This is a genomic window from Kitasatospora sp. NPDC051702, from assembly GCF_040681575.1.
GTDB lineage: Bacteria > Actinomycetota > Actinomycetes > Streptomycetales > Streptomycetaceae > Kitasatospora.
In genome coordinates, this window is the sequence record NZ_JBFAZB010000004.1 from 149,802 (window position 1) to 175,165 (window position 25,364).

General features: G+C 75.2%; 27 protein-coding genes. 16 read left to right on the forward strand and 11 right to left on the reverse strand.

Features of this window, described 5'->3' with window-relative positions; all coding sequences use genetic code 11:
* Positions 1-34 precede the first annotated feature (34 nt).
* Positions 35-1,018: a GNAT family N-acetyltransferase gene (locus AB0N04_RS05645; RefSeq protein WP_360207092.1), complete on the forward strand. Its 984-nt coding sequence runs from the start codon at positions 35-37 to the stop codon at positions 1,016-1,018.
* Between the two features lie 208 nt (positions 1,019-1,226).
* Here the strand turns inward: AB0N04_RS05645 and AB0N04_RS05650 are convergent, their stop codons facing one another.
* The 3 genes from AB0N04_RS05650 to AB0N04_RS05660 all read right to left on the reverse strand — a co-directional run bounded on the left by AB0N04_RS05650 (position 1,227) and on the right by AB0N04_RS05660 (position 3,007).
* Positions 1,227-1,793, reverse strand: coding sequence for a DUF5919 domain-containing protein (locus AB0N04_RS05650; protein ID WP_360207182.1), 567 nt, complete (start codon positions 1,791-1,793; stop codon positions 1,227-1,229).
* Positions 1,794-1,962: 169 nt separating this feature from the next.
* Positions 1,963-2,175 carry a DUF397 domain-containing protein gene (locus AB0N04_RS05655; RefSeq protein WP_360207094.1) on the reverse strand — a complete coding sequence of 71 codons (213 nt, stop codon included), beginning with the start codon at positions 2,173-2,175 and terminating at the stop codon, positions 1,963-1,965.
* Entirely contained in the window at positions 2,159-3,007 is an 849-nt protein-coding gene (locus tag AB0N04_RS05660; protein WP_360207096.1) for a helix-turn-helix transcriptional regulator, read from the reverse strand. Before AB0N04_RS05660 ends, AB0N04_RS05655 begins: the two co-directional genes overlap by 17 nt.
* A 106-nt stretch (positions 3,008-3,113) precedes the next feature.
* Between AB0N04_RS05660 and AB0N04_RS05665 the strand changes: the two genes are divergently transcribed.
* The 3 genes from AB0N04_RS05665 (at position 3,114) to AB0N04_RS05675 (ending at position 4,101) form a co-directional block, all read left to right on the forward strand.
* Positions 3,114-3,314 carry a hypothetical protein gene (locus AB0N04_RS05665; RefSeq protein WP_360207099.1) on the forward strand — a complete coding sequence of 67 codons (201 nt, stop codon included), beginning with the start codon at positions 3,114-3,116 and terminating at the stop codon, positions 3,312-3,314.
* On the forward strand, positions 3,314-3,559 hold the full coding sequence (locus AB0N04_RS05670) for a hypothetical protein (protein WP_360207101.1): 246 nt from the start codon (positions 3,314-3,316) through the stop codon (positions 3,557-3,559). The genes AB0N04_RS05665 and AB0N04_RS05670 overlap by 1 nt, the downstream gene beginning before the upstream one ends.
* 77 nt (positions 3,560-3,636) lie before the next feature.
* Positions 3,637-4,101: an NUDIX domain-containing protein gene (locus AB0N04_RS05675; protein WP_360207104.1), complete on the forward strand. Its 465-nt coding sequence runs from the start codon at positions 3,637-3,639 to the stop codon at positions 4,099-4,101.
* Here the strand turns inward: AB0N04_RS05675 and AB0N04_RS05680 are convergent.
* The 4 genes from AB0N04_RS05680 to AB0N04_RS05695 form a co-directional block, all read right to left on the reverse strand.
* A complete protein-coding gene (locus AB0N04_RS05680; RefSeq protein ID WP_360207107.1) occupies positions 4,086-4,931 on the reverse strand; it encodes a BPL-N domain-containing protein in 846 nt (281 codons plus the stop codon). The genes AB0N04_RS05675 and AB0N04_RS05680 overlap by 16 nt on opposite strands.
* A 452-nt stretch (positions 4,932-5,383) precedes the next feature.
* The gene (locus AB0N04_RS05685) at positions 5,384-7,018 is read right to left on the reverse strand and encodes an alpha/beta hydrolase (protein ID WP_360207109.1); all 1,635 of its coding nucleotides are present in this window, start codon (positions 7,016-7,018) and stop codon (positions 5,384-5,386) included.
* Between the two features lie 40 nt (positions 7,019-7,058).
* Entirely contained in the window at positions 7,059-7,352 is a 294-nt protein-coding gene (locus AB0N04_RS05690) for a helix-turn-helix transcriptional regulator (protein ID WP_360207111.1), read from the reverse strand.
* Positions 7,353-7,506: 154 nt separating this feature from the next.
* Positions 7,507-7,728: a hypothetical protein gene (locus AB0N04_RS05695; RefSeq protein WP_360207113.1), complete on the reverse strand. Its 222-nt coding sequence runs from the start codon at positions 7,726-7,728 to the stop codon at positions 7,507-7,509.
* 354 nt (positions 7,729-8,082) lie between these two features.
* Here AB0N04_RS05695 and AB0N04_RS05700 point away from each other — a divergent pair, with 354 nt between their 5' ends.
* The 8 genes from AB0N04_RS05700 (at position 8,083) to AB0N04_RS05735 (ending at position 16,226) form a co-directional block, all read left to right on the forward strand.
* Entirely contained in the window at positions 8,083-9,156 is a 1,074-nt protein-coding gene (locus tag AB0N04_RS05700; protein WP_363363377.1) for a helix-turn-helix domain-containing protein, read from the forward strand.
* 242 nt (positions 9,157-9,398) lie between these two features.
* Entirely contained in the window at positions 9,399-9,929 is a 531-nt protein-coding gene (locus tag AB0N04_RS05705) for a hypothetical protein (RefSeq protein ID WP_360207117.1), read from the forward strand.
* A 178-nt stretch (positions 9,930-10,107) separates the two neighbouring features.
* A complete protein-coding gene (locus AB0N04_RS05710; RefSeq protein WP_360207119.1) occupies positions 10,108-10,380 on the forward strand; it encodes a hypothetical protein in 273 nt (90 codons plus the stop codon).
* A gap of 183 nt (positions 10,381-10,563) precedes the next feature.
* Positions 10,564-11,436, forward strand: coding sequence for a cupin domain-containing protein (locus AB0N04_RS05715; protein ID WP_360207122.1), 873 nt, complete (start codon positions 10,564-10,566; stop codon positions 11,434-11,436).
* Between the two features lie 135 nt (positions 11,437-11,571).
* The gene (locus AB0N04_RS05720; RefSeq protein WP_360207125.1) at positions 11,572-12,456 is read left to right on the forward strand and encodes a cupin domain-containing protein; all 885 of its coding nucleotides are present in this window, start codon (positions 11,572-11,574) and stop codon (positions 12,454-12,456) included.
* 96 nt (positions 12,457-12,552) lie between these two features.
* On the forward strand, positions 12,553-13,101 hold the full coding sequence (locus AB0N04_RS05725) for a cupin domain-containing protein (protein WP_360207128.1): 549 nt from the start codon (positions 12,553-12,555) through the stop codon (positions 13,099-13,101).
* 826 nt (positions 13,102-13,927) lie between these two features.
* Positions 13,928-14,377, forward strand: a complete 450-nt coding sequence (locus AB0N04_RS05730; RefSeq protein ID WP_360207131.1) for a hypothetical protein — start codon at positions 13,928-13,930, stop codon at positions 14,375-14,377.
* 259 nt (positions 14,378-14,636) lie between these two features.
* The gene (locus tag AB0N04_RS05735) at positions 14,637-16,226 is read left to right on the forward strand and encodes a serine/threonine-protein kinase (protein ID WP_360207133.1); all 1,590 of its coding nucleotides are present in this window, start codon (positions 14,637-14,639) and stop codon (positions 16,224-16,226) included.
* A gap of 121 nt (positions 16,227-16,347) precedes the next feature.
* Here the strand turns inward: AB0N04_RS05735 and AB0N04_RS05740 are convergent, their stop codons facing one another.
* The 3 genes from AB0N04_RS05740 to AB0N04_RS05750 all read right to left on the reverse strand — a co-directional run bounded on the left by AB0N04_RS05740 (position 16,348) and on the right by AB0N04_RS05750 (position 19,190).
* Entirely contained in the window at positions 16,348-17,658 is a 1,311-nt protein-coding gene (locus AB0N04_RS05740) for an MAB_1171c family putative transporter (protein ID WP_360207134.1), read from the reverse strand.
* The gene (locus tag AB0N04_RS05745; protein ID WP_360207137.1) at positions 17,655-18,395 is read right to left on the reverse strand and encodes a hypothetical protein; all 741 of its coding nucleotides are present in this window, start codon (positions 18,393-18,395) and stop codon (positions 17,655-17,657) included. Before AB0N04_RS05745 ends, AB0N04_RS05740 begins: the two co-directional genes overlap by 4 nt.
* A 342-nt stretch (positions 18,396-18,737) precedes the next feature.
* Entirely contained in the window at positions 18,738-19,190 is a 453-nt protein-coding gene (locus AB0N04_RS05750) for an XRE family transcriptional regulator (protein WP_360207139.1), read from the reverse strand.
* Positions 19,191-19,644: 454 nt separating this feature from the next.
* Between AB0N04_RS05750 and AB0N04_RS05755 the strand changes: the two genes are divergently transcribed.
* The 4 genes from AB0N04_RS05755 (at position 19,645) to AB0N04_RS05770 (ending at position 23,134) form a co-directional block, all read left to right on the forward strand.
* On the forward strand, positions 19,645-20,361 hold the full coding sequence (locus AB0N04_RS05755) for a hypothetical protein (protein WP_360207142.1): 717 nt from the start codon (positions 19,645-19,647) through the stop codon (positions 20,359-20,361).
* A gap of 123 nt (positions 20,362-20,484) precedes the next feature.
* Complete coding sequence (locus AB0N04_RS05760; RefSeq protein ID WP_360207145.1) at positions 20,485-21,012, forward strand: hypothetical protein; 528 nt, start codon at positions 20,485-20,487, stop codon at positions 21,010-21,012.
* 128 nt (positions 21,013-21,140) lie between these two features.
* Positions 21,141-22,208, forward strand: a complete 1,068-nt coding sequence (locus AB0N04_RS05765; RefSeq protein WP_360207147.1) for an aldo/keto reductase — start codon at positions 21,141-21,143, stop codon at positions 22,206-22,208.
* A gap of 95 nt (positions 22,209-22,303) precedes the next feature.
* The gene (locus AB0N04_RS05770; RefSeq protein WP_360207150.1) at positions 22,304-23,134 is read left to right on the forward strand and encodes a DUF4253 domain-containing protein; all 831 of its coding nucleotides are present in this window, start codon (positions 22,304-22,306) and stop codon (positions 23,132-23,134) included.
* A gap of 141 nt (positions 23,135-23,275) precedes the next feature.
* Here the strand turns inward: AB0N04_RS05770 and AB0N04_RS05775 are convergent, their stop codons facing one another.
* A complete protein-coding gene (locus tag AB0N04_RS05775) occupies positions 23,276-25,063 on the reverse strand; it encodes a beta-galactosidase family protein (RefSeq protein WP_360207153.1) in 1,788 nt (595 codons plus the stop codon).
* Positions 25,064-25,364 lie beyond the last annotated feature (301 nt).

A 25,364-nucleotide genomic window follows, 5' to 3' on the forward strand; every position in this document is an offset into this window, starting at 1 on the left:
GCGGACCTGCCTCGAAGTTGGAGATCATCCGATCATGTCGGATGACACGCCAGGACAGGATCTCCCAGCCGGCTTCGGGTTCCGGCCGTATCGGGGTGAGGAGGACCACGGTCCCATGGCCGCGGTGCGGCTGGGATGTGTCGAACGGGACGGGGTCGACACCCGCTCGGTTGTGGAAGGGCTCCCGACAGCGGCCGAGATCGCCGAGGCCTCTGCCAAGCTGGACGAGCCGTCCGAGAACCAGGTCCTGGTGGTACGCGACGGGAGCGTCGTCGGCTACTCGACGATCCGGTGGTGGCAGGAGCGGGACGATACGTGGCTTTACCTGCACCGCGGTTACCTCTTGCCCGAGCATCGCGACCAGGGCATCGGGTCAGCCATGCTGCGCTGGGCCGAAGAGCGGATCGGCCGGCTCACCGAAGACCATGGCACGGCTCGGACTGCAGTGATCGGTGCGAACGCCATGGTCTCCGAGCAGGACGCCACGGCGCTTCTGCTCGCAGCCGGCTACCGACGTGTCTTCAGTCTGGTCGAGCTGGAGCTGGGCGATCTGAAGCAGTTGCCCGAACGAGGCAGCGAACTCCCGGCCGGGATACGGACGGGGCCGATCGGGACCAGCCACTACCGCGCGGCCTGGAGGACGGTCGTCGAGTCGTACGCGGAAACCGGTTTCACTCAGAAATGGACCTTCCAGGACTTCGTCGACACCGCCGACCCGGCATGCTGGAGGGCTGCCTGGAGGGGGCAGGAGATGCTCGGCGTGGCCCTGTGCTCCATCCGCAACCACGACCACACCGTGGGCGAGGTGGAAGAGCTGAGCGTCCGAACGGACCAGCGACGCCTCGGAATCGGCCGGATCCTGCTGCTGGAAGGGCTGCGAAGCCTTCGCGAGCAGGGTGCAACGACGGCCAGGCTGTACACGGGCACGGCAAATCCCCACCGGTCCTACGATCTTTACGAGAGCGTGGGGTTCCGGAGACAGAACGAGTACGTCCGCTACCGCAAGCCGCTCGCTTGATCGACCAGCCGTTGGACTGTCCGGTCGATCCACACTTGTCGTCGGCCATGTCATGCCCTCCTGCGCCATCCAGAGCTACCCCTGCCCAGGCTTCCCACTCCGGCGGTGGCTTGCCGGTTCAGTCGAACTCGCCGGTGCGGACGGCGGGATCGCAGGCGCGGCAGCCGATTTCGCCGTGAGCCGGCTGGTGCGGCGGATTCGCTCAACCTCAGGTGGAGTCGGATCGAATGTCGCGGCCCCGGGACCAGAGTTCCTCGGCGTGCTCGGAGAAGCGGTCGAACATGCCGTTCTCCTCGCTGCGCCGGAAGTGCATCATCGGTGAGTCGTGGCCGACGGCCCGGGCGAGATGCGGGGTGACGAGGGCGTGATCGTCGAAGCGGAACACCGAGAGGCCGACATGGTTCGGACCGTCCTCCTCCGCGCTGAAGCGGGCCTCGACGCCCTCGGTGTCGGAGAGCTTGCCCAGGTTCTCCAGGGTGACCCTGATCCGCGTGGACACCGTGAGGGCAACATCCTCGATCAGCTCACGCCTGCGGGTCGTCTCGGAGCCGGGATCTCCGAGAAGGAACCGGATGCGGCAGCCGCTCTCGGCTTTGCGGCGGAGAGTCTGCAGGAGGGCTGGCTGCTCCAGCCAGACGAAGTAGTTGGTGTACCCGCAGAGGAAGACGTCGGCACTGGCCTCGGCGATCAGCTGCGCCCACACCGACTTCGGGCAGGCCGAACGGTAGGGGTAGACCGCGAGCACCTCGCGGTCGTGGCCGGCCTTGAGGTTCATGTGGTGGGTGTCGGACCAGACCACTCGTTCACCAACCTTGAGGTAGAGAAGGCCGTTGGGGGAGAAGCCTGGTGCCGTGCTGCCGTTTGCCCTGGTCGGGTTGAACCTGCTGGGGGAGTTCAGATCGCCTCGCCGCCCCGTGGGTGGGGCGGCGAGGTGGGTGTTGCTGTCAGTGGGCGTCGAACTCGCCGGTGCGGACGGCGGTGACGAAGGACTGCCAGGCGTCGGCATGGAAAAGGAGGGCAGGGCCGTGGGGATCCTTGGAGTCGCGGACAGGGACGATGTTTTGGTAGCCGTCTGCGACTTCGACGCACTGGCCGCCTTGTCCGCTGCGCGTGCTCTTGCGCCAGCGGGCGCTGGATAGGTCAAGATGCACTTTCAAATTCCTTCCGTACTATGCGGATCAGCTCAAGTGACGCGGCCAGCGGCAGCGCCTCGGCTTGCAGCCGATCGTAGTCTCTGGCCCAGCCTGCCAGGGTTTCGGCATCTCGCTCGAGAAAACCGCGCTGGTGGCTCTCCGAATACCCGAGCAACGAGCGGTTCGGCATCGTCAGCAGGGTTACCGGGTGAGCGAACGGTCGACTCTCCCCAAGGCCGATCGGGGCCACCTGGATGGTCATGTTTGGGCGGCCGGCTAGTTCTTCCAGGTGTGCCAACTGTTTGGCCATCACGGTCGGCCCGCCGACTGGGCGTCGCAAGCTCCATTCGTCTAGCACAGCCTGGACGAAGGGGGGCGAGGACTGGTTGAGCCGCTCCTGCCGGGCGAGGAGAAAGCGCATGCGCTCGTCGGCCTGCTGCTGCGTAACTGTCCCCCGTCTCACGGGTGCTTGCTCGTATGCGGCTGCGTAGTTTGGAGTCTGAAGCAGTCCTGCAACTACTCCGATCTCGAACAGCCGGACCGTAGTGGCCTCCGCCTCCCGCTCGGCGTACTCGGGGAAACCTTCTATGAGGATGCTGTGTTCGAGCTGGTCAAGCATGAGGGCGAGCGTGCCACCGGTGGTGAGGTACTCGTCCACGACCTCCACGAACCGACGGCTCGGCGGGCGGATGCCGCGCTCGATGCTGGAGATGTAGGCGCCGGAGTAGGAGATGGCCTCTCCGAGCTCCGTCTGGGTCAGGCCGCGTGCCTCGCGTGAGCGGCGGAGCTGGATCCCGAGGGCCGCATAGGGAGATGACGTGGGATCAAGATCCTTACGGTTCATGATGCTTCCCAACTGAACCATGCTGAACTGGCGACTTCAGATCCTTCCCTGCGAGGGGGTCGTTCCGCAACCATTTTCCACACAGAGCGTGAAAGATCGGCTGCGGAAGGTTATTCCCATGACGCATGACCAAGTGCCCGAGCTGCATGGCTACGGGGTTCGGTGGGACCCCGAGGGGCGGTGTTACCGGGTGCGGAACGAGATGACGGGGGAGTGGCTGTGCCAGGACTCCGGCGGGTTGAAGGGGTTCTCCTCCTTCACGGATGCCTGGAGTGCCTGGCGGGTGTTCGAGATGCACAAGCGGCCGGGGGAGCACTGATGTCGACCCTCTCCCGCGTGACCGCCGACCAGCGGCGCCAGGCCGCCGACGCCCTGGACGACCTGACCACCGTGCTCGCCCTGGGCGGGGTGACGTTGCCCTCCGCGGAGGTGGACTGGGAGTACGGGCGCCGCACCGGCTGCTACCTGGTCGCTCTGGGGGCGGCCCGGGCGTCGGAGGTGCTGCGCATCGTCGACCTGCTGCGCAAGGGGCTGCGCTACGAGCGCCTGACGTATGACGACTGACCTCCTCGCCCGTCTGCTCTGGTGGGCCTGCTTCGCCCTGCTCCTGCTGTTCGTCGCCCTGAGGAAGTGACCCCCTGATGCGCGATCCCCGCCTCCTCGCCAAGCCGCCCGTGTGCCGGCTCGGCTGCCTCGCCCTCGTCCGCAACCTGCGCGGCGACGTCCTGCTCGTCGACCCCGACTACCTGGACGGCATGATCCTCCCGGGCGGCCCGGCCCGGCCCAACGAGCCCCCGCACCTGGCCGCCGCCCGCCACCTGCACCACGACACCGGCCTGACCCTGAACCTGACCGCCGTCCTCGCCGTCGACTTCACCCCCGCCGACCGCCACCTGGAACGCCTCGCCCTGGTCTTCGACGGCGGCACCGTCACCACCGAGCGCCTCACCGTCCCGCCCCGCCACCGCAGCGCCCTGCTCGGCGCCCGCTTCGTCCCCGTGCGCCGCCTGCCCGACACCATGGCCCCCGCCCAGGCCGCCCGCCTCACGGAGGCCCTCTCCGGACGCTCCCTCCCCCTCCTCCAACTCGGTCAGCGGGCCGCCTGAAGGGCGTGCAGGAGGTCCTCGCCCAGGGCTTGGCCGGTGGCCGACTCGTCGGGCAGCCCGTAGTCGCGGTACCAGTCCGCCGGTGCCTCCGGGTGCGGGCCGCTGACGGCGACCCGCCCGGACCCGTACGGGGCGACGACGGCCGCGGCGCGCTCGTTGCCGTAGCGGGCGAGGACGTCCACGCCCGGGCCGTCGACGTCGAAGTACGGGCCGTCCTGGAAGTACATCCGCTGCGGGCGGCCGCGCCAGGCGACGGCGACGAGGTGGTCCCGGTCGTCGGTGACGGTGGCGCCCGGAGTGCGGATGTACTGGCCGGAGTCGCCGGGCAGCAGGTCGTAGCCCGGGTCGCCGGCCAGGTAGCCGCCCATGCACAGCCCCAGGTAGCGGCCGCCGGCGCGGACGTAGTCGCGCACCAGGTCCGGGGTGAAGCCCGGCTCCTGGCGCAGCAGGCGCCAGGCGGTGCCGACCTCCTGGCCGTTGGTGCCGCCGGGCTGGGCGTACAGGGCGGCGTGGTCGAGCGCGCCGGGGCCGAAGTGCAGGTGCTCCTGCGGCCCGATGTAGTGCACGGCGTAGCCGTCGTGCTCCAGCAGCTGCCGGGTGGCCTCGGGGCAGCCGTCGCAGGCGGCCGGGCCGCGGTAGACGAGGGCGAGCGGGTGCCCGCCCGGGTCACCGGCGGGGTCGTCGTCCGTGCCGTCCGCGGAGGACTCGGGGGAGGCCGAGGAAGCCGGGGCGGCCGGGGCCGGTGGCGCGGGGGAGGAGCTGCACGCCGAGGCCGTGAACACCGCCACCGCCACCGCCAGGGCCGCCGCTGCCCGTCGAATCCGCCTCATCGCCCGCGCGCCCCCCACCGTCGACACCCCTGGCCCTGCCGCGGCACGCGGTGTCGACCGCATGCCGACGGCGACGCTACGGGCCGTCCGGGGTGCCGTGCACATCCGCGGCCACGGACGGGTGACGGGCGGGCCCGCCGGCCCCGGGCGGCTACCCGGTGGCGAGCGTGCGCAGGGCGCTCGCAGCGCGCCGGTCTCGGCCGGCGGCAGCGCCGCGAGGAAGCGCCGGTCGGTCTCCGTCCGCACGCGCTCGGCCCGGCGCAGCAGCCCCCGTCCCTGCGTGGAGAGTCGGACGATGGTGCGGCGCCGGTCGGACGGGCTGCGCCAGCGCTGCGCCCAGCCCCTCGACCCGCTGCGGAACTGAAGGCCGCAGCGCGCGGCTGTCGACGAGGGGGTGGGTCGCGTCCGGCGCCGGGCGGCGGCAGGGGGTCAGCGCGGGCAGCGGGCAGGGGTCAGCGCGGGCAGGTGGTGTCCGCGGCGGGCAGGGCGCCGGTCACCAGGTAGGCGTCGACGGCCTGTTGGGCGCACGGGCTGTAGCCGCCGAGGTAGAGGCCGTGGGTGCGGCCGGGGACGGTGACCAGGCGCGAGCCGTGCAGGCGGGCGTGCATGGCGAGGGCCTCCGGGTAGGTGGTGTGGGTGTCGCCGGTGGACTGGATCTGCAGGGCGGGCACGGCGTTGTCCACCGTCACCGGGGTCTCCCGGGGCGCCTGCGGCCAGAACGCGCACGGCGTCGGGCCGTTGTAGACCGGGCCGAAGACCGGCTGGGCGGCGCGGGAGCGCTCGACGGCGGCGCGGTACCACTGCGGGTCGCGCGGCATGGCGACGTCGTCGCACAGGACGGCCATCGCGGAGGCCAGGTCGAGGTCCGCGCCGACGACACGCGGCTGGAAGACGACGGTCAGCAGCTCGTGCAGCCCGGGCGTGACCTGCACCGGCTTGCCGTCCGCGGCGTCGAGGAGCTGGCGCAGCACGGCGGCGTAGTCGGCGCCGTCGCGGTCGTCGCCCTGGCAGACGGTGAGCAGCACCGGCAGCAGGCGGCCGTCGACCCGGAAGCCGTCGACGGCTATCGGTGCGGCCTCGGCGCGCCGCACCAGGTTCTCGACGGTGGCGCGTACGGCGGCCGGGGTGGCGCCGAGGCCGTACTCGCCGTGGCGGGGGGCGGCCCAGACGGCGAAGTCGTCGAGGGCCCGCTCGTGGGCGGGGCCCATGTCCTGGAACATCCGGATGCCGTAGCGGGCGGGGTCGGGGGCGCTGTCGAGGACCAGCCGGTCGACGCGGCCCGGGAACATCTGCGCGTACACCGCGCCCAGCAGCGAGCCGTAGGACTGCCCGAACCAGGAGGTGCGCCGTTCGCCGAGGGCGGCGCGCACGAGGTCGACGTCGCGGGCGATGTTGCGGGTGGTGAGGTGGGGCAGCAGGTCGGGGTACTTCGCCCAGCAGGCGTCGGCGTCGTTCTTCGCCAGGCGCCAGCTCTCCTCGAAACCGGACTGGTCGGTGCCCACCGAGCGCAGCCAACTGCCGCGCTCCAGGCCGCAGTCCAGGGCTCCGCTGGCGCCGGTGCCCCGGGTGTCCATGCCGATGACGTCGTAGGCGGCGGCCACCTCGGGCGCGGCCCGGGACAGCAGCGCGGCGGGCATGTCCAGGCCGCGGCTGCCGGGGCCGCCGGGGTTGGTCTGCAGGATGCCGCGGCGTTCGGCCGGGTCGGTGGCCCGGATCCGGGAGATCGCGAGGTCGAGGGTGCGGCCCCGGGGTGCGCGGTAGTCGAGCGGGACCTTGAGGGTGGCGCATTCGGTGCCGCTGGCGGCGAGCCCGGGATCCGCGCAGGTGGCCCAGGTGATCGGCTGGTGGCGGTAGGCGGCGAGTTCGTCGGGGCCGGTGACCTCGCCGGAGGCGCTGTCGGCGGTGCTGTCGGGGGCGGCGGCGCTGTCGGGGGCGGTGCCGGGATCGTCCGCGCGGGCCCCGGGTGGGGCGGCGGACTGCTGCGGGGCCGTGGACCGCTGCGGGGCGGCGGGCGCCGGTGCCGCCGTGGCGGCGAGGAGGGCGGCCGTGGACAGGGCGAGGGCGGCGAGTGCCGTGCGGTGTCTCATGCCGCCACCCTAGGTTCCCGCAGGTATCGCTGATCGTCCGTCAGTTGACGCCGAGGCGTCCGGAGATGGGCATCGCGGCGTGGGCGAGGAGGGCGAGCTGGATCCGGTTGCTGGTGCCGGTCTTGGCCCGGATGCGACGCAGGTAGGTGTCGACGGTGTGCGGGCTGAGCTCCAGGCGGCGGGCGATCGCGCCGTAGGTGGCGCCCTGGGTGAGGAGCTCCAGGACCTGGCACTCGCGCTGGCTCAGCCCGGCGATGGCGGAGGCGGCGGGGGTCGGCGCGGTGGGTGCGGCGGGTGCGGGCGCGGTGGCGAAGGACGGGGTGGTGACGGGCATGTCGGAGCCTCTCTGCCGCGGGCGGCCCGGGACGGACCAGGACGGACCAGGACGGAACGGGACGGGGCGAGCCGGGACGAGCCGGGGCGAGCCGGGGAAGGCGGCCGGTCGGGGTGGGCCCGACCGGCCGGCGGCGCCACGTGCGCCGGGGGCGTCACATGATCGGCTTGCAGAGCGGGGTGTGGCAGCTGCCGCCCCAGGAGGTGTCCGCGATGTTCTTGGTGGCGCCGGGCGGCTGGAGCACCGGCGACGGCTGGGTCGACCCGACCGCCGGCCGGGTGTCCGTCGCCGCCGCGGCCGAGGCGGAGGCCGCGCCGCCGACCGCGGCGGTGAGCAGTCCGGCGAGCAGGGCGGTGGCGGCGACGAAACGCTTCAAGGGGTCCTCCAGGACGCGACAGGGGAGCGGACGGCGGGCCGGGAGCCGTGATCGGCGGGGCCCGGCGGCCTGTGAACTAGCATGACGATCAAGGGCCGCCCGCGCCATCGATCGGGGCCCCACCGACAGCACTGGCAGCAAGATGACCGGGGGACGGAAGTGGACGTTTCACCCCAGACCCCGCCGCATCCGCCCCGGTCGGCCGCCACGGGCACGGGCCCGGGCGTCGGCCCAGGCCCAGGCCCCGGCGCCCTGGGCGGGGCGGTACCGGCAGCCCTGCCCGTCCCCGTCCCCGTTCCCGTTCCTGTTCCCGCGCCGGCTCCCGAGCCGGCCGACGGTGCCGCCTACGCCTGGGTGCTGGAACACGGCAGCCTGGACGCGGCCGCCCTCGCCGCCCACCTCACCGGCCTCGGCCTGGACCCCGACGGCGCCGCACCCGCCCTCGAACGCCTCCTGGCCTGGCAGCTGGTCCACCGCGACCCCGACGATCCACGCCTGGGCCGGGCCGTCGCCCCCGAGGCCGCGATGGCCGCCCTGGCCGCCCCCGTCGAGGCCGCCATCCAGCGCAGCCGCGCCGAACTGGCCCACCGCCAGGCCCTGGTGGCCGGCTTCCTGCCGGTCCACCGGCAGACCGTCGCGGGCGGGAACGGCGCCGCCGGCGGGCCCGCCATCCGCGCCGCCGGCGTGAACGCCGCCGCCCCCGCCGCGGACGGGCCCGCGACCGCCGCCCCCGCCGCGGACGGGCCCGCGACCGACACCCCCGCCGCGGACGACCCCCCGCAGCTGCAGGTCATCGCGACCCTGCCGGAGGTCCGCGCCGCCCTGGACCGCGCCTCCGCCGAGTGCCGCAGCGAGGTCCTCACCAGCCAGCCCGGTGGCGGCTCCCGCGTCCCCGCCGCGATGGAGGACGCGCTGCGGCGCGACCGCGTCCTGCTCGCCCGAGGAGTGCGGATGCGCACCCTCTACCACCACACCGCCCGCTTCAACGGCCCCAGCCAGGCCTACGTGGAGGCGGCCACCGCGCTCGGCGCGGAGTACCGCACCGCCCACGAGCTGTTCGGCCGGCTCATCGTCTTCGACCGCGAGCTCGCCTTCCTGCCCCTGGACGACGGCTCGTGGGGCGCCCTGGTGGTGCGTCAGAAAGCCCTGGTGGCGTACCTGTGCGAGATCTTCGAGCAGACGTGGACGCTGGCCAGGCCGTTCGCCGAGGCGGCCGAGGACGGCTTCGGGCAGGTCGCCCAGGAGCTCGACCAGACCATCGTGCGGATGCTCGCCGCCGGCCTGAAGGACGAGGCGATCGCCCGCCGGCTGGGCATGTCGCTGCGCACGGCCCGCCGCCACATCGCCGACATCATGGACGAGTTGGCGGCCGACAGCCGCTTCCAGGCCGGTGTGGCCGCGGCCCGCGCGGGGCTGCTGGACGACTGAGCCCCGGACGGACGGCCCGGACGGAAGGCCCGGACGGACGGGCAGGCGCCCCGGACGGACGGCCCGTCGGGAAGGCCCGTCGGGAAGGCCGACCCGTCCGCCCCGCGACGGGCCGGCCGAGCCCGCCCGTGTCACGTGATCCCGGGACCGGGAACCCGGGACTGTGCGTCACGGCGGCCGCTGCGCACGATGGATCATCGGAGCGGGGGCGGCGGGAACCCGGCCGAGGCGGAGGTGAGGCGATGCTGTGGGGCGAGGAGTCGCACCTGCCGACCCTCCGGGACGACGACCTGCTGCAGGACGTCGTCGGCTTCCTGCAGCGCCGACTCGGCCACGGTCCCGCCCTGTTGTGGACCGAGGACGACGGCCCGGACGGCGCCGAACCGCCGCCCGCGCCGGACGCCCACCGACGGTCGAGGCACACCGCCGCCCTCGCCGCCGCGCTGCACGAGCGCCTCGGACGGCTCGTGGAGCCGGCCGCGGTCGGGGGCGCCGGAGCCCTCACCGGCCGGAGCGCGAGCAGCCTGTTACTGTTCCAGCGCCGCGGCGCCGGGCGCGTCCAACCGACCGGCCCCGGTGGGCGGTTCGGGCCGGACCGGGCGGACGGATCACCACAGACCGTCCGGCTGAGGCCCGGGCAGTGGCTGCTGCTGCCACCCGGCTGCGGCTACCGCCTGCAGTGCCGGCCCGGCGCCGAACCGCTGGTGCTGCGCATCCCGCTCACCGCCGGCAACGGCACGGCGCGCCCCGACACCACCGGGCCGGCCGGCTGACCACACACCACCGCGCCACACCGCCCCCTCCCGGCCACCGGATCCCGCCTCCCCGGCCACCGGAACCCGCCTCCCCGGCATCCCCCCGGCACCAGGCCGACGCGCCCACCGGCGCACGGCCGCCCCACCGGGCCCGCCCGACCAGGGCGCGCCCACCCCCGTCCCGAAGGAGACCACCATGGGTACCCGCACCACCGCCACGACCACCACCTTCGCCGTCCTGGCCCGCCGGGCGGCGCTGTCCGTCGCCGCCGCGGCCGCCCTCGGCGCGGCGACCCTCGCCCCGGCGGCCGCCTCCGCCTCGGCCGGCCACGCCCCGACCGTCCACGGCCCGGTGGTGCGGACGCCGGCCGTCCACGGCCCGGTCGGCCACGGCACGACGCCCGACGTGCACACCGACCACATGGCCATCGACGACTGCGGCCACCACTGCCCCTCGCACATCAGCTGACCCCGGATCCCGGACCCCGCGGACGCGGGTCCGACGACAGACCCCAGGGGCTCCGGCGGCCGTCCAGGCCACCGGGGCCCCCGGCCCGCGCCCGCCCGGCCCGCGAGGCCCCGACGCCCGCCGCAACGCCCCGTACCGGCCGCCCCGCCCCCGACGAACCACCGGAAAGGACCCGCCACGGCCATGGACCGGCTCGAACGCTGCGTCGGCGACCCCGAGACCTTCCTGCGCCGGCACTGGCGCCGGGGCCCCGCCCTCCTCCACCCCGCCGACCCGCCCACCCGGCTCCTCACCCCGCAGGCCCTGTCCGACCTCGTCGACGGCGGAACGCTGCGCACCCCGTACGCCACCCTGTCCACCGCCGGGGGCGACCCCCTCCCGGAGGAACGGTTCTGCACTCCGCGGACCGTCACCGGCCACCCCCTCCAGGGCTGCCTGGACCCGGCCCTGGTCCGCACCCTGATCCAGGACGAGGGCGCCACCCTCCACCTGCACCACCTCGAACACTGGCACCCGGGCGTCCGGGAACTCACCACCGGCCTGGCCGAGGCGACGGGACGCCCGGCCGAGGCCTTCCTCGACCACACCCCGCCCGGACCGTACGGCCCCACCCACCGCGCCGACGGCGACCTCCTGGTGATCCAGCTCGACGGCACCACCCACCGGCGCGTCCACCCCGCACCCGCCGACCCCGCCTGGCGGCCCGGCCGCGAGGACACCCCCGGACCGTGCCTGCTGGAGACACCCGTCCACCCCGGCGAGGTGCTCTACGTCCCCGACGGCCACGCCCACACCGCCCGCGCCACCGGGCCCGCCCCCTCCCTCCAGCTGACCGTCGCCCTGCGCGAGGCCCGTGCCGACCACCTGCGCGCCCGGCTGCGCACCCTGCTCGCCGACAGGCCCGCCGACGGGCCCGCCCTGCCCGAGCGCCCCCTGGACGAGGCCGACCTGCTGCGCGCCGGCGCCGTCCTGCTGGACCACCTGCGCGCCCGCCTCGCCGCCGTCACCCCCGAGGACCTGGTCGCCGGGGCCCGCCGCACCGCCCACGGCGCCTGACCCGCCGCCCGGGCCGCCGCCCGAGTCGCCCGGGCCGTCGCCCGAGCCGCCCGGCGGCGCCCCGACCACCAGCCCCGGCCCGCCGGCCCGCCCCGAACCCGGCCCGCCCCGACCGCCCGAGAGCGAGACCCGCAGATGACCCAGAACTGGCTGCACCGCTGCGTGGCGGACGAAACGCACTTCCGCACCGCCCTGTGGCGCACCGCCCCGGCCGTGCTGCGCCCCGCCGACCCGCCGCTCGAGGTCCTCACCCGCCCCGAACTCGAGCGGCTGCTCGACCACGGCCTGCTGAGGACCCCCTACATCGGGCTCCACCAGGGCGCCGCCGAGCTGCCCGCGCACCGGTTCTGCCGCCCCCGGGCGGCGCTCGGCCAGGTGCTGGAGGACTGCGCCGACGGCCCGTCGGTGCGCGCCCTGGTCCGCGACGAGCGGGTCACCGTACTGCTGCGCCACGTCGAGCAGTGGCACACCGGCGTGCGCGCACTCGCCGCCGGCCTGGGTGCCCGCCTCGGCCTGCCGGTGCGGGCGGACTGCGTCCTCGCCGCCCCCGGCGGCCGGGACCACCCGGGGCACGGCGAGGACGGCGACGTCCTGGCCGTCCAGCTCTGGGGCACCGGACGCTGGCGGGTGCACGCAGCCCCTGCCACCGAGACCGCCCCCGCGTCCGGCGCCGGGCCCGCGGAGGCCGGAACGGGCGAGCTGCTGCCCGACACCGTGCTGCGCCCGGGCGAGGTGCTCTACGTCCCGCGCGGCCTCGCGTACGCCGCCCGCGCCGAGGGCGGCGAGCCCTCCGCCCACCTGGCGCTGACCGTGCGCGAACCGGCCACCGCCGACCTGCGCGCCGTCGCGCAGGCGCTGCTCGCCGACGGCTGCGACCTGCCGGAGCGCCCGCTCGGCGAGGCCGCCCTCACCGCCGCGGCCGCCGACCTGCTGGCCCACGCCACCCGCGTCCTGGACCAGCTGACCCCCGCCGACCTGCTCGCCGTCACTCGCGCCGTCCAGCTCCGCGGCCTGTCCTGACGGCCGGCCGCCACCGGCCGCGCTCCGGAATTGACCCATGAAACCGAGGTGGAATTGCCACCTGCCCGTGGGTCTTTGGCGATCTAGTCTGATCACATGACGACGACGAACACCACCGCCACCGCCGCTGCCACCACCGACACCACCGCCGTCCAGGCCCCCACCACGGCCCCCGTGCTGACCCGCTGCGCCGAGGCCGAGATCTGCGCCGACCCGAGCAGCACCATGACCCTGCTCGCCGACTCCGCGCACACCGAGGGCGGCTTCACCAGCTACCGCTCGACCTTCGCCAAGGGCGCGGTCGGGGCCCCCGCCCACTTCCACACCAAGGCGTGGGAGCTGTTCTTCGTGATCAGCGGCTCGCTGCAGGTGCTGCTCGGCGAGGAGGTCACCGTCCTCGGCGCGGGCGACTTCCTGGCGGTGCCCCCGCACACCCCGCACGCCTTCGCCGCCGCCCCGGGCGCCGAGGCCGACGTCCTGTTCGTGTTCACCCCGGGCATGGACCGCTTCGACTACCTGCGCCTGCTGGGCAGCGTCATGCGCGGCGAGAGCGACCCGAGCGCCATCGCCGCCTCCGCCGAGCGCTTCGACAACCACTACGTCGACAGCCCCGCCTGGCGCGCCGCCCTCGCCCGGAACGCCTGAGCCCCGGACGGCCCGAGTGCCCCCGGACGGCCCGAGTGCCCGGGCCTGCCGGTGCCCGGGCCGCGGGTGGGTGCTCCCGACGGGCCGGGGCGGGCCCGGTGTGGAACGGTGGAAGCCGGGGGTCCTGGTGGTGAGAGGAGAAGCCGATGTCGTCGAAACGTCGTCGCAAGAAGAAGGCCCGGGCCAGGCGCGGTGCCAACCACGGCCGCCGCCCCCAGTGCTGAGCACCGGGGCGTGAGCGCCCGGCTCCGCATTCCGGCTCCCCAGCGCGGGCCGGGGCCCATCCGCCCCGGCCCGCGTTGCGGTGCGTGCGTCCTCTCCGTGCGTGCCGCCCCGTCGGCCACGCCCGTCCCGCGAGACGGGCGACGTCCTCGGCGCCGGCGGGATCCCGATCCCCGCCCGGTGCCCGTCCGACCGGCGCGCCGTCCTTGCACCCGACCCTGCCGGGCCCGAACCGCGGTCGGGAACCCGATGTTCTTCCATGAGCCCTCCTGGGAAAGCCGTGTGGCGAACAGTCAGGCGATGTCACGTCACATGTTCTTTCCGTCAAGGTCGTTCGCCCTGGAACACGGCCGTCACCGGGTGGGGATCCCGGCCGTCGACTCCCGCGGAATCCTCATGGCGGCGTTGTTCAAGTGCGCGAACCATCGTTCAACTGCGGTGCCGGAGCACCGGATAGCCTTGCGTGCGGCGGACCTTTCGCCGTCCACCTGCGGCAGCAGGAATGCTCTTCGCTCAGTGCTGGTCGTCGTGGCCCGGTGTCGGTGAGTCGGGATAAGGTCCCCTCAAGATCCCGCACATCGAGATCCTCAATGGGAGATCTGACATGAGCAGCAGCGCAAGCAAGCACGAGGGATTCTCGGCCGACGAACGGGCCGCGATGAAGGACCACGCCGACGAGCTGAAGAAGGCGGCCAAGCGCGGCTCGAAGGCCGACAAGGCGGCGGAGGCCGAGCGGGACGTGCTCGCGAAGATCGCCGAGATGCAGGACTCCGACCGGGTCATGGCCGAGCGCGTCCACGCCGTCGTCACGGCCAACGCCCCGGTGCTCGCGCCGAAGCTCTGGTACGGGATGCCCGCCTACGCGCTGGACGGCAAGGTCGTCCTGTTCTTCCAGAGCGCCGAGAAGTTCAAGGCCCGCTACGCCACGCTCGGCTTCAGCGACCAGGCGAAGCTGGACGAGGGCACCATGTGGGCGGCCGGCTTCGCGCTGACCGAGGTCACGGCCGAGGTCGAGGAGAAGATCGCCGCGCTGGTGAAGCAGTCGGTCAGCTGACGCACGCCTGAACCACACTCGACGCACCCCGGTGGACGGGCCGGGCCCCGGTGGCCCGCGTCCTCCCGGGGAAGGACCGCCTGGGCCGACGGGGCCGGGCGGTCCCCGTCGTTTCGCCGGTGCCCCTCCGGTTCGGCACCGTCGGACTCGATGGCCCACTGGCGGTGGGCCGGCGGCATCCCTACGCTCGGTGCGAGTGCGCGAGCGGTCGCTGTTCGTGCCGTAGGTCCGATGGCGGAGCAGCGGGGGGCTGTGGGTCGTGGCGGGTACGGCATTCCGGTTCGCGGGGCTGCGGGAGCACGATCCCGACGGCTTCGGCGGGTTTCAGCTGCTGGCACGGCTGGGTGAGGGCGGGATGGGCCAGGTGTTCCTGGCCCTGTCGCCCGGCGGGGTGCCGGCGGCGGTGAAGGTGATCCGCTCGGAGTTCACGCAGGAGCCGCAGTTCGCCGAGCGGTTCGCTCTGGAGATCGCCGCCGCGCAGCGGGTGCGGGGTGCGCACATCGCCCCCCTGCTGGACGCGGACGCCCGGGCGGAGCGGCCGTGGCTGGCGACCTCGTACGTAGCGGGCCCCTCGCTGCGCGACCTGGTGCTGGGCACCCGCGGGCTGCCGGAGCGTCAGGTGCTGCTGCTGGCAGGGGGGATCGCGCACGCACTGGCGGACATCCACGCGGCCGGGGTGGTGCACCGTGACCTGAAGCCCGCGAACATCGTGCTGGACGAGAGCGGGCCCAAGGTCATCGACTTCGGGATCGTGAAGTCCCTGACCCAGTCGGTGACCCACTCCAGCCAGTCGACCCGGATCGGCACCCCGTTGTACATGTCGCCCGAGCAGGCGATGGGCCGTGCGGTGGGCCCGGCCTCGGACGTCTTCGCGCTCGGCTCCACCCTCTACTTCCTGGTCACCGGACGGGAGGCGTTCGGCGCGGAGAACGAGTGGGCGGTCGCCCACCGGATCGTCGCCGACACCCCGGACCTGGGCGCTGTCCCCGAGCCGCTGCGCCGGCTGATCGCCGACTGCCTCGGCAAGGACCCGGGCCGCCGCCCGACACCGGCCCAGGTCCGGCAACGGTGCGAAGCGCTCCTCGGAGGCGCGGCCGGCCCGGGAGCCTGGATGGGCATCGACGGGGCGCGCGAGGCGATCCGCGAACGCACCGACGCCCTGCGCGCGCTCACCACCCCGCAACCGCCCCAGACGGGCCGCACCCCCACCGGGCCCGGGACCCGGCCCGATCCCGGAGACGGCGACGAGCGGGAGCCCGACCAGCCACCGGGGCCGGCTTCACGGCCCGGCCCGCCCGGCGAACGCCCGCCGCAGCCGCCGGATCACCCCAAGGAGCGCCCTCCCGCAGAGCTCGTCAAGATCCTGCTCCTCATGGCGGCCGCCGCTCTCGTCGGAGCGGGCAAGAACCCGATGATGGAGCAGACCTTCACGCTCACCGCCGAGCAGAAGACGGTTCAGGTGGTCCTGGCCTTCGACTGGAAGCACCTCTTCGGAGCGGCCAACGGCAGCCCTGACCCGAGTGACTGGCTGGTCGTCCCGATCGGCTTCATCGGGGCCGCCGTGGCGATCGTCCTCGCGGCGACCGGGCTGCCCCGCGCGGGACGCGAACCGGGGAAACTGGCAGCCGTGGGAACCGGGATCTCCGTGCTCTGGGCCGGGCTGTCCATCCTCCTCCTCCTGGGGAGCCTCCAGGACCACAGTGGTGACTCCGGGTACACCGCCGTGAACAGGCGCCTCCTGACCGGCGGATGGCTGCTGATCGCCGCGAACGTCCTGGTCCTGGCCGCCGGCGCCGTCCTGATCTGGTGGGAGGAGATCAGGCCGACCCTGAAGCCGAACCGGAACTGACCGGGGCCGTCGACCAGAACGCGCCGGGAGCGGGCGAACGAGGGAGCGCGGCACCGCCCGGCCTGTCGTGCGGGGGTCCAGGGCATGGGTGACGTGGTGTTCCCGGGGCGCCTTCGCCGCTTCACCGCCCGAGCAGCCCCGGGCCCGCCGGTGGCTCGGCCCCGGGCCCGTCCACGGCGGGGGAGCGGGCGGAGTGGGCGGCGCGGGCCCGGGTGCGGACCTCGGCGACGGCCGGGCAGGTCGCGTAGACGCGGGTGAGGTGCGCCAGGTGGTCGGCCTCCGACCCCAGGGCCCGCGGCGGTTCGGCCGACGGGACGGCGGCCGGCACGGTGGGCGCCGCGCCCGGGTCGGGCAGGGCGCCGGCGGCCGCGCGCTCCAGGGCGGCCGCCAGCGCCGCGGCCTCGGCGGTGGCCGCCGCCCGGTCGGCGGGCGGCGGGAAGCGCCGGGTCGCACCGGCGAGCCACTGCGCGGTGCGCGGGTCCAGGTGCTGGCGCAGGATCAGCCGGGCGTCGTGGATCTCGATGATCCGCCGGTACAGCGCGAACTGCGGGTCGCGCGGCGGCAGGAGCGCCGACAGCCGCCGGACCGGGACGAGCGCGATCTCCGGCAGCACGGTGTGCAGGTCCCGCCAGAGCGGGGCGAGCGCCCGGTGCCGGCGGTGGGCCAGCAGCCAGCCGCTCACGGCGGCCGGCACGACCGGCCACAGCGTCGCGCCCAGGCCCGCTCCGAGCAGGGTCACGCACACCAGTCCCAGCACGCCGCACAGGGCGTCCTCGGCGCCGTCCTGGGAGCCGGTGGCGGCCGCGCGCACCACGTCGTCGACGCCCCAGGCGGTCCACAGCAGGCCGGCGGCCACGCCCAGCACGATCAGCCGCAACCCGGTGCGCGTGGGTCCCGGCCCGCCGGACGCCCGGGTGAGCTGCAGGAGTTGACGCAGCAGGGCGGCGAGGCAGTGGGCGAGGTAGAGCACGCCGACGGCGCTGTACCCGGCCAGCGCCAGGTGGGCGCCGGTGGACGGCGCGGCGCTCAGCTCGCGGGCCCCCGGGCCGGGCGAGGCCAGCGCCAGCAGCGCCGCCCGCAGCGCCAGCACACCGGCGAGCACGGCGAGTCGGCGCCGCACCGCCCGGCGCCCCGGTTCGGGGGTGCACAGCGCCAGGGCGAGCAGCCGCACCGCGCAGGCCGCGCACAGCCGCAGCGCCTCGCCCACCAGCACCGGCACCAGGGGGACCACCGGCACCGGTGCGAACGGACCGAGCCGGTCGGCGAGTTCGACGCTGGGCGGGGCGAGCAGCAGCAGGGCGGCGGACAGCAGGGCGGCGGCGTGGCGGGTGTAGCGGGCGACGGCGCGCGGGCCGGTCCGGCGGCCGGGGGCGAGACGGCAGGTGCCCAGGGCGAAGAACAGGGCCACGCCGTAGACGGTCAGGCCGGTCACGGCCGTCCCGTCCGCGGCGTGGCGCCCGCGGAGCCGGCGCGCGGTCTCAGAGCGGCGCCCGGGCTCGGGTCGGCGCCCGGTGCTGCTGCGGGTGCGGTGCCCGGGCTCGGTGCGGTGTCCGGGCTCGGTGCGGTGTCCGCTGTCGGTTCGGGTGCCGGTGCGGTGCCCGTGCCCGGATCGGTGTCCGCCGGCGGCCGCACCGCGGGTGCGCCGGTGAGCAGGGCGTCCAGGGCGTCCAGGAGGTCCAGGCCGCCGGCGCGCGGTGCGGCGTCGGGGCCCGGCGGGTGGGCGGCGTCGGCCTCGGAGGCCCGGCTGAGGATCAGCGAGGCCAGCAACTCGGCCTCCCGCTCCTGGGGTTCGTCGTAGCAGGTGCGCCCGAGCACCCGCTGCACCAGCGCGGGGGACAGGTGCGGCAGCAGGGCGGAGACCGGGCCGAGCGGCGCCGAGCCGGGGTGTTCCAGCAGCAGGTGGGCGATCTCGTGGACCAGGATGTGCCGGCGGTGCAGCGCGCTGGTGTCCGCGGTGTACAGGATGTAGTCCGTCTCCCGGGTGGAGACCAGCAGCCCGCAGGGCGTCCCGGCCCGGGCGGCCACCGGCAGCAGGGAGATCGGCCGCCCCCGCCGCCGGGCGAGCCGCTCCAGCAGCACCGTGGCGTCGAACGGGCTCGGCAGTTCCAGTCGTTCGGCCACCCGCCGGCAGCGCCGTAACGCCACCCGGTAGCACCTGTCGTCCCACACGCCGTGTTCCCTCCCAGCTCAGCGATCCCTCACCCCCCGATCCCCCGATCGCTCCGGGTCCCCCGACCCGGCCACCCCCGATCCCCCGAACCCCGGGTCTGCGAAGCCTGTTCCCGCCACCTCGGCCCCCGGGGCGGCGGCCTCAGGACGTTGGCCCCGGGGCGGCGGCCGCTCCAGGACCGCGGTCTCCGGCGGCGCGCCGATCCCCCGATCGGCCCGTCCGTCGGGCCGTCGTGCACCTCCCCGGGCGTCCCCGCCCGCCGGCCCCCGCCCGCCGGCCCCCGCCCGCCGGCCCCCGCCCCGTCCTCCCGCCCCGCCCGTCCGCGGCCCCCGCCGCCGGCGTCAGGGTGCCTGGTTGCGGCGTGCCGCGTCCCGGCGGGCGATGACGTCGATCAGCTCGCTCACCGTGTCCAGGCCCTCGGGCGACAGCCCGACCGCGCGCAGCGCCAGGCTGCACACGCCCGCGTCCCGCAGCGCGCCGAGCAGGGCGAGCTCCTTGGCGATCTCCGCGCCCTGCCGCTCGTCGAAGAAGTACGCCGGCGGCACCTGGAAGAACCGGGCGAGCGCCTCCAGGTGGCGCTTGGTCGGGTTGTCCCGGCGCCCGGTGCGCAGCTGCCACAGGTAGGTGGTGGAGAAGGACTCCCCGGTCGCCGCGCGGCAGGCCCGGGCGACCTCCTCGTTGGTGTACTGCTCGCGGTCGGGCCTGCGGACGGTCTGGAACAGCGCCTCGATCCGGGCCGCCAGCCCGGACGGCTCCGCCGGCCCGGACCGGTCCGACGGCCCGGACGGCTCCACCGGCCCGGACCGGTCCGACGGCCCGGACGGCTCCACCCGTGCGGATGGCTCCGCCGGCCCGTCATCCCGGGGCGACCGTGCCATGACCCACCCCACCCTTCCCCCGGCCGGGCCCCGCGCACCGCGCGCCCTGGTGGGCGCGCCGGGACCGGCCACGCCACGATAACCCAGCGGCATGAGCTGACGTGGATCCCAAGTCACCCCGGATTCACCTTGGTTGACCCTTCCGGAAGCGCCTGACATGCTGGACGGAAGGCGTCCTGAACAATCTGACGCACCGTCAGGTTCGTTCTTCTCGCCGACACTTGACGTTTCCCCCGGGGCGGCCGGATGATCTCCGCCCACCGGTAGAGTGACCGGCTCCCGTGGGAGCGCGAGGTGTTGACGACCAGCGGTGGCACCCGGCCCGACCGGCCCGGCCCGCCGACGGCACGAACTGGGAGAGGGGACAACCGTGGACACGGCGGCACGACGACCGCAGACCGTGCGACTGGGCTTCCTGTGGCGGGCGGCCGGCGCCCCCGTCGGCTGTGTGCTCGCCCTCGCGATGGGCGCCGTCCTCGCCGACTCCGGGGACGCCGGCCGGATGGGCGCCGTCCCCGCACTCCTGCTCTCCGGCGCCGCCGTCCTGTGTGCGGCCCTGCCCGTCCCGTACGGCTTCTGGGTCCGCGCCGACGAACACGGCCTCACCCTGGTCCGGGCGTTCGTCCCACGCCGCTACCGGTGGCGCGACATCGACGGCCTCACCATGGACGCCGGACGCGACAGCGACTCCGGCATCCCCCGGCTCGTCCTGCTGCTGCGCCTGAACCCGGACCCGCAGCACACCGGCCGTCCCGTCCGCTCCCGTCCGGCCTTCCGCTCCCTCCCGCCCCTCCGTTCCCTCCCGCCCCTCCGTTCCCTCCGAGGGCCCGCTCGTGCCGACCGGGGCACGCGCCTGCACGGGCCCGTCCTGGGCATCCTGGGCACCACCCGCGACGGACTGCCGCGCGGCACCGAGTCCCGCCGCCTCGCCGACCTGTTCGACCTGCTGCGCCGCCACGGAGTCCCGTTCGAGGACCACCGCTACGCCGACCTCGTCCTCACCGCCCACGGTTACCCCGCACTCGCCCACGCCGTCGGCCCCGAAGTCCGCCCCGAAGTCCGCCCCGAGGCCCGTCCCGCCGCCTGACCCCGGGCGCCCCTGACGCCGGAACGCCCTGCGGCCGCGTTGAGCCGCGGGGCGGCCCGCGGCCGTAGTCCCCGACGGGTGCGCGCCCGCCGGACGGCGCGCCAGGACGTCAGGAGGGCCGGCGTGCTCAGGTTGCACGGCGCGTGGCGGATCACCGTGGTCGGCAAGAACGCCGACTTCGACCAGCGGGCGGTGGTGCGCGGCCCCCACGGTGCGCGGGTGCTCCCCGGGCGGGTCGGCGCCTCCCTGGACGTCGACGAGGACAGCTGGGCGCTCACCCTGGAACACCACCTGTGGGCCCGGAGCTGGCAGCCCAACCTGCGCACCACCCCCGGGCCGGTCACCGAACGCGACGGCGTGCGCAGCCGGCTGCTGGTCAGCAACGACTGCCACTGGCCCGGCAAGCCCCTGGACTACGTCAACTTCGTCCTGCGCCTCGACCAGCTCCCCGCCGCCGCCCCGCACCCGCTCCCGGTCCGGGCCGCGGTGCGCCACCTCGCCGCCGTCCCACCGGACCCGGCCCCCGCCCGGCCCGCGCGCCACCTCGCCGCCGTCCCGCCGCCACCGGCCGCGCCCCGCGCCGTGCGCACCTCCTCCGACGGCCCCGCCACGGCCGCGCCCCGCCCGCAGGAGGGCACCGCCACCCGGTAGGCACGTCCGGTCGCCATCGGGCCGGGCCATCGGGCCGAGCCATCGGGTGGGCCACCGGCCTGCCGGGGGCGCGGGGCCGCGGCGATAAAGTCCCAGGTGAGCACCGTCGCGCCCGAGGAGACCCAGCCATGCCGACCGACCCCGACGCCACCACGGCCCCTGCCACCGGCGGCCCCGTCTCCGCGCCCGCCGCCACGGATGCGCCCGCCGCCGTCACGAATGCGCCCGCCGCCCGCCCGTCGACCGCGCGCTACGGCCTGGGCACCGCAGCCGTCGGCCGGCCCGGCTACATCACCCTCGGGCGCGACGCCGACCTGCCCGCCGAGCGCACCGTCGAGGCGCTGCGCGAGCGCACCCACGCCCTGCTCGACGCCGCGTACGCCGCCGGTGTGCGCTACTTCGACACGGCCCGCTCCTACGGCCGGGCCGAGGAGTTCCTCGCCCAGTGGCTGACCGCGCACCCCGAGGCCGCCGCCCACTCCACCGTCGGCAGCAAGTGGGGCTACACCTACACCGCCGGCTGGCAGGCCGACGCGGCGGGCCCGCACGAGGTCAAGGAGCACTCGACGGCGGTGTTCGACCGTCAGATCCGCGAGACCCGCTCGCTGCTCGGCCCGCACCTGGACGTCTACCTCGTCCATTCCGTCACCCCCGACAGCCCCGCCCTGACCGACCCCGCCCTGCACGCCCGCCTGGCCGGCCTGGCCGCGCAGGGCGTGCGGGTGGGCCTGTCCACCAGCGGACCGGCCCAGGCCGACACCATCCGCGCCGCCCTGAGCGTCACCGCCGACGGCCGGCCGCTGTTCGCCGCCGTCCAGGCCACCTGGAACCTCCTCGAACCCTCCGCCGGCCCCGCCCTCGCCGAGGCCCACGCGGCCGGCTGGCTCGTCGTCGTCAAGGAGGGCATGGCCAACGGCCGCCTCGCCGACCGCAACGCCACCGGCCCCGACACCACCGCCCTGCGCGCACTCGCCACCCGCACCGGTGCGTCCACCGATGCCCTCTCCCTGGCCGCGGCCGCTGCGCAGCCCTGGGCCGACCTGGTCCTGTCCGGCGCCGCCACCGTCGACCAGCTCGCCTCCAACCTCACCGCCGCCACCCTCCACCCCGCCCCCGAGGACCTCGCCGCCCTCACCGTGCTCGCCGAACCCGCCGCCGCGTACTGGCGCACCCGCGCCGCCCTGCCCTGGGCCTGACGCACCCGCATCCTGCGGCCACCGCGGTGGGCCGGCCGACTGCCGTCCTCCGCGACCGGGGCCGGCTGTCGGTGGCGGCGCCTAGCGTGAGGCGCATGACCCAGCCCCAGCCCCTGCCGCCGCAGGCCACGCTGCCCGTCCCCCTCCCGCCCGGCCGCCCGGTAGCCGGCGAGGAGTGGGGGCGCCGGGAGCCGTACCTGTGGATCAGCGACGACGCGGCCCCCGCCGGCCTGTGGCAGCAGCTGCACCGCGCCCACCCGCAGACCGGCCTGTGGCCGCTGCTGCTCGTACCGCTGCGCGAGGACGGCGAGTTCCGCCCGTGGCTGTCCGGCGAACTCAGCCCCGAGGCCGCCTCCGACCCCTCCTACTACGACCCCGCCGCGCTGCTGCGCAGCTGGTGGCGGGGCATCAGCACCACCGGCGAGGACGAGGACGGGGACGAGCTCTTCCCGGAGGACGCCGCCGAACTCCAGGAGGCCCTCGCCCCCTACGGCCCCGAGTGGCCCGGCCCCGCCCCCGCCGCCGTCCTCCCCGAGGGCGCCGCCGCCGGCGAGGCCCGCGCCCTGGCCGACGTCCTCCAGGGCCTGCGCGGCCCGCGCCTGGGCCTGGTCGGCGCCGCGAGCGGCGCCGAAGCCCTGGTCGCCTGCGGGTGGCGCGGCCCGACCAACCACGAGGAGGACACCGCGAAGATCGCCGCCGTCCTCGCCGACTGGGAACGCCGCTTCGGCGCCCAGGTCGTCCAGGTCGGCTTCGACACCCTGGACCTGAGCGTCGCCGCCCCGCCCACCACCCCCGCCGAGGCCCTGCGCGTGGCCGCCGAGCACACCGCCCTCTGCCCCGACCTCGTCTTCCAGGGCACCGGCGCCCTCACCGCCTACGCCGAGGAGCTCGTCGGCAGCCACCACTGGTCCTTCTGGTGGGACTGAGCCGGCAGGGCCGAGCGGCGGCTGAACCGGCGGGGCCCGTCGGCCGTGCGGGGCCCGTCAGCCCCGCCGGGCACCCCGGAGGATCCGGGCGACGACGGCCGCGGCCCGCTGCTGCTCCCGGTGCCCCGTCCCCTCCCGCGGTCAGTACTCGGAGCTGGGCGCGGCCGCCGTCGGCCCGAGGTCGGGGGCGTCGCGCAGCTCCACCGCCTCGCCGGGCCGGTCGAGTTCGAGGACGACCAGCTCGTTGTCGCCCGCGCGCCACAGCGGCGCGGGGGCGTAGAGGGTGCGCTGGGGCCCCTCGGCGCTGTGGCGTCCGAGCAGGAAGCCGTTGAGCCACAGCAGGCCGCGGCCCCAGCCGGGCAGGGCCACGAAGGCGTCGGCGGGGGAGTCGAGGACGGCCGTGTAGCGGTGGAACGCCGGACGGCCCTCGGGCAGCTCCTCGTCGTCGAAGCGCAGCCCGGCCAGGTCGGTCAGCGGCAGCGGCCGGATCTGCCAGCCGAACAGCCGCTGGCCGCCGTGCGAGACGCCGCGGGTGATGCCCTTGCGGTCGTCCATCTGCGGGCCGTAGTTCACCCGCCCGAGCGCCTCGACCAGGACGTCCAGCACCACCCCGTCCTCGCCGGTGGCCAGCTCCAGCGTCTCGCCGGGGGAGTTGCGGTCCAGCACGCCGAGCAGCCGCCCGTCAGCGAAGACGTGCGCGCGGTCCGCCAGCCCGTCGATGCGCAGCGGCAGCCCGGGCCGGGGCCCGGGCACCCGGGTGCGGTAGTGGATCAGCCCGCGGTCCTGCCCGAGCTGCTCCATCGGCAGCGGCGCGGCCCGCTCCGCCACCCGGGACAGCACGTCCAGGTGCTCCAGCAGTCCGGCCCGGCCGTCCGCCCGCTCCAGGTGCTGCGGCGCCACCCGGGGCGGGTCGGCGGGCAGCTCGCCGGGCGGCAGCGGCAGGTAGCGGCCGATGACCTCGCGCAGGGCGTGGAACTTCTCCGTCAGCTCGCCCGCCTCGCCGATCGGCGCGTCGTAGTCGTAGCTGGTGACGGTCGGCTCGTACCCGGCGTCGCACGGGTGGGCGCCGGAGTGGTTGGCGCCCGACCACAGGCCGAAGTTGGTGCCGCCGTGCGCCATGTACAGGTTGACGGAGGCGCCGGTGGCCAGCAGCTCGTCCAGCGAGGCCGCGGTCTCCTTCGCGTCGCGCACGTGGTGCGGCAGGCCCAGGCGGTCGAACCAGCCGATCCAGAACTCCATCGCCGCCAGCGGCCCCTGCGGCTGCTGGCGGCGCAGCACCGCCAGGCGCTCGGGCGCGCGCGAGCCGAACGTCGCGGTCGACAGGTGCCCGGGGATCGTGCCGCCCTGCTGCATGGTGTCGTGCGCGCCGTCCGTGGTGAACAGCAGGCAGTCCACGCCCCGGCGCACCAGCCCGTCCCGCAGGTGCCGCAGGTACGCGGCGTCGGTGCCGTAGCTGCCGTACTCGTTCTCCACCTGCACCGCCACCACCGGGCCGCCCCGGCTCGCCAGCAGCGGCAGCAGCTCGGGCACCAGCGCGTCGAACCAGCCGTCCACCTCCGCCAGGTACGCCGGATCGGCGCAGCGCAGCCGCAGCCCCTCCACCGCCAGCAGCCGGGCCGGCAGCCCGCCGAACTCCCACTCCGCGCAGATGTACGGCCCCGGGCGCAGGATCACGTCCAGGCCCAGGTCCCCGGCCAGGCGCACGAAACGGGCCACGTCCCGCCACCCGGTGAAGTCCGCCTCCCCGCGCCGCACCTCGTGGAAGTTCCACGGCACGTACGTGTCCACCGTGTTCACGCCCAGCGCCCGCAACCGCCGCAGCCGGTCCTCCCACAGCGCGGGATGGACCCGGAAGTAGTGCAGGGCCCCCGCCACGATCCGGTGCGGCACCCCGCCGCGCAGGAACCCGGTGGCGTCGTACTCCAGCATGCGCAGACCCGCTTTCAGTCGCCCGACATCGGAAGGCGAACCCGCAGGTCGAGGGCCCGCCGGACCCCCACCACCCACAGCCCGCCCCACCTGCGGCCCCGAGCCTAACGAACCCCGCCCGCGGGGGCCTGAACCTCCACCCTGTCCGCTTTCACCGGGTTCATTCCTGTGATCCACGCCACTTAAGGCTAATGACTCTTTGTCGACGTACTGACAGTCAGATATATCTCGGACCGTTTCACGCATTTCTCATCTTTGCCCTCTCCTTGACCGTCAGGTTGGTCCTCCACGTGCTGCGCCG

What these genes read in the sequence shown, in the direction of transcription:
- AB0N04_RS05645 (WP_360207092.1), top strand. Translation starts at nt 35, where the DNA reads ATGTCGGATGACACGCCAGGACAGGATCTCCCAGCCGGCTTCGGGTTC.
- AB0N04_RS05650 (WP_360207182.1), bottom strand. Translation starts at nt 1,793, where the DNA reads ATGAACCTCAAGGCCGGCCACGACCGCGAGGTGCTCGCGGTCTACCCC.
- AB0N04_RS05665 (WP_360207099.1), top strand. Translation starts at nt 3,114, where the DNA reads ATGACGCATGACCAAGTGCCCGAGCTGCATGGCTACGGGGTTCGGTGG.
- AB0N04_RS05670 (WP_360207101.1), top strand. Translation starts at nt 3,314, where the DNA reads ATGTCGACCCTCTCCCGCGTGACCGCCGACCAGCGGCGCCAGGCCGCC.
- AB0N04_RS05675 (WP_360207104.1), top strand. Translation starts at nt 3,637, where the DNA reads ATGCGCGATCCCCGCCTCCTCGCCAAGCCGCCCGTGTGCCGGCTCGGC.
- AB0N04_RS05680 (WP_360207107.1), bottom strand. Translation starts at nt 4,931, where the DNA reads ATGAGGCGGATTCGACGGGCAGCGGCGGCCCTGGCGGTGGCGGTGGCG.
- AB0N04_RS05685 (WP_360207109.1), bottom strand. Translation starts at nt 7,018, where the DNA reads ATGAGACACCGCACGGCACTCGCCGCCCTCGCCCTGTCCACGGCCGCC.
- AB0N04_RS05690 (WP_360207111.1), bottom strand. Translation starts at nt 7,352, where the DNA reads ATGCCCGTCACCACCCCGTCCTTCGCCACCGCGCCCGCACCCGCCGCA.
- AB0N04_RS05705 (WP_360207117.1), top strand. Translation starts at nt 9,399, where the DNA reads ATGCTGTGGGGCGAGGAGTCGCACCTGCCGACCCTCCGGGACGACGAC.
- AB0N04_RS05710 (WP_360207119.1), top strand. Translation starts at nt 10,108, where the DNA reads ATGGGTACCCGCACCACCGCCACGACCACCACCTTCGCCGTCCTGGCC.
- AB0N04_RS05715 (WP_360207122.1), top strand. Translation starts at nt 10,564, where the DNA reads ATGGACCGGCTCGAACGCTGCGTCGGCGACCCCGAGACCTTCCTGCGC.
- AB0N04_RS05720 (WP_360207125.1), top strand. Translation starts at nt 11,572, where the DNA reads ATGACCCAGAACTGGCTGCACCGCTGCGTGGCGGACGAAACGCACTTC.
- AB0N04_RS05725 (WP_360207128.1), top strand. Translation starts at nt 12,553, where the DNA reads ATGACGACGACGAACACCACCGCCACCGCCGCTGCCACCACCGACACC.
- AB0N04_RS05730 (WP_360207131.1), top strand. Translation starts at nt 13,928, where the DNA reads ATGAGCAGCAGCGCAAGCAAGCACGAGGGATTCTCGGCCGACGAACGG.
- AB0N04_RS05765 (WP_360207147.1), top strand. Translation starts at nt 21,141, where the DNA reads ATGCCGACCGACCCCGACGCCACCACGGCCCCTGCCACCGGCGGCCCC.
- AB0N04_RS05770 (WP_360207150.1), top strand. Translation starts at nt 22,304, where the DNA reads ATGACCCAGCCCCAGCCCCTGCCGCCGCAGGCCACGCTGCCCGTCCCC.
- AB0N04_RS05775 (WP_360207153.1), bottom strand. Translation starts at nt 25,063, where the DNA reads ATGCTGGAGTACGACGCCACCGGGTTCCTGCGCGGCGGGGTGCCGCAC.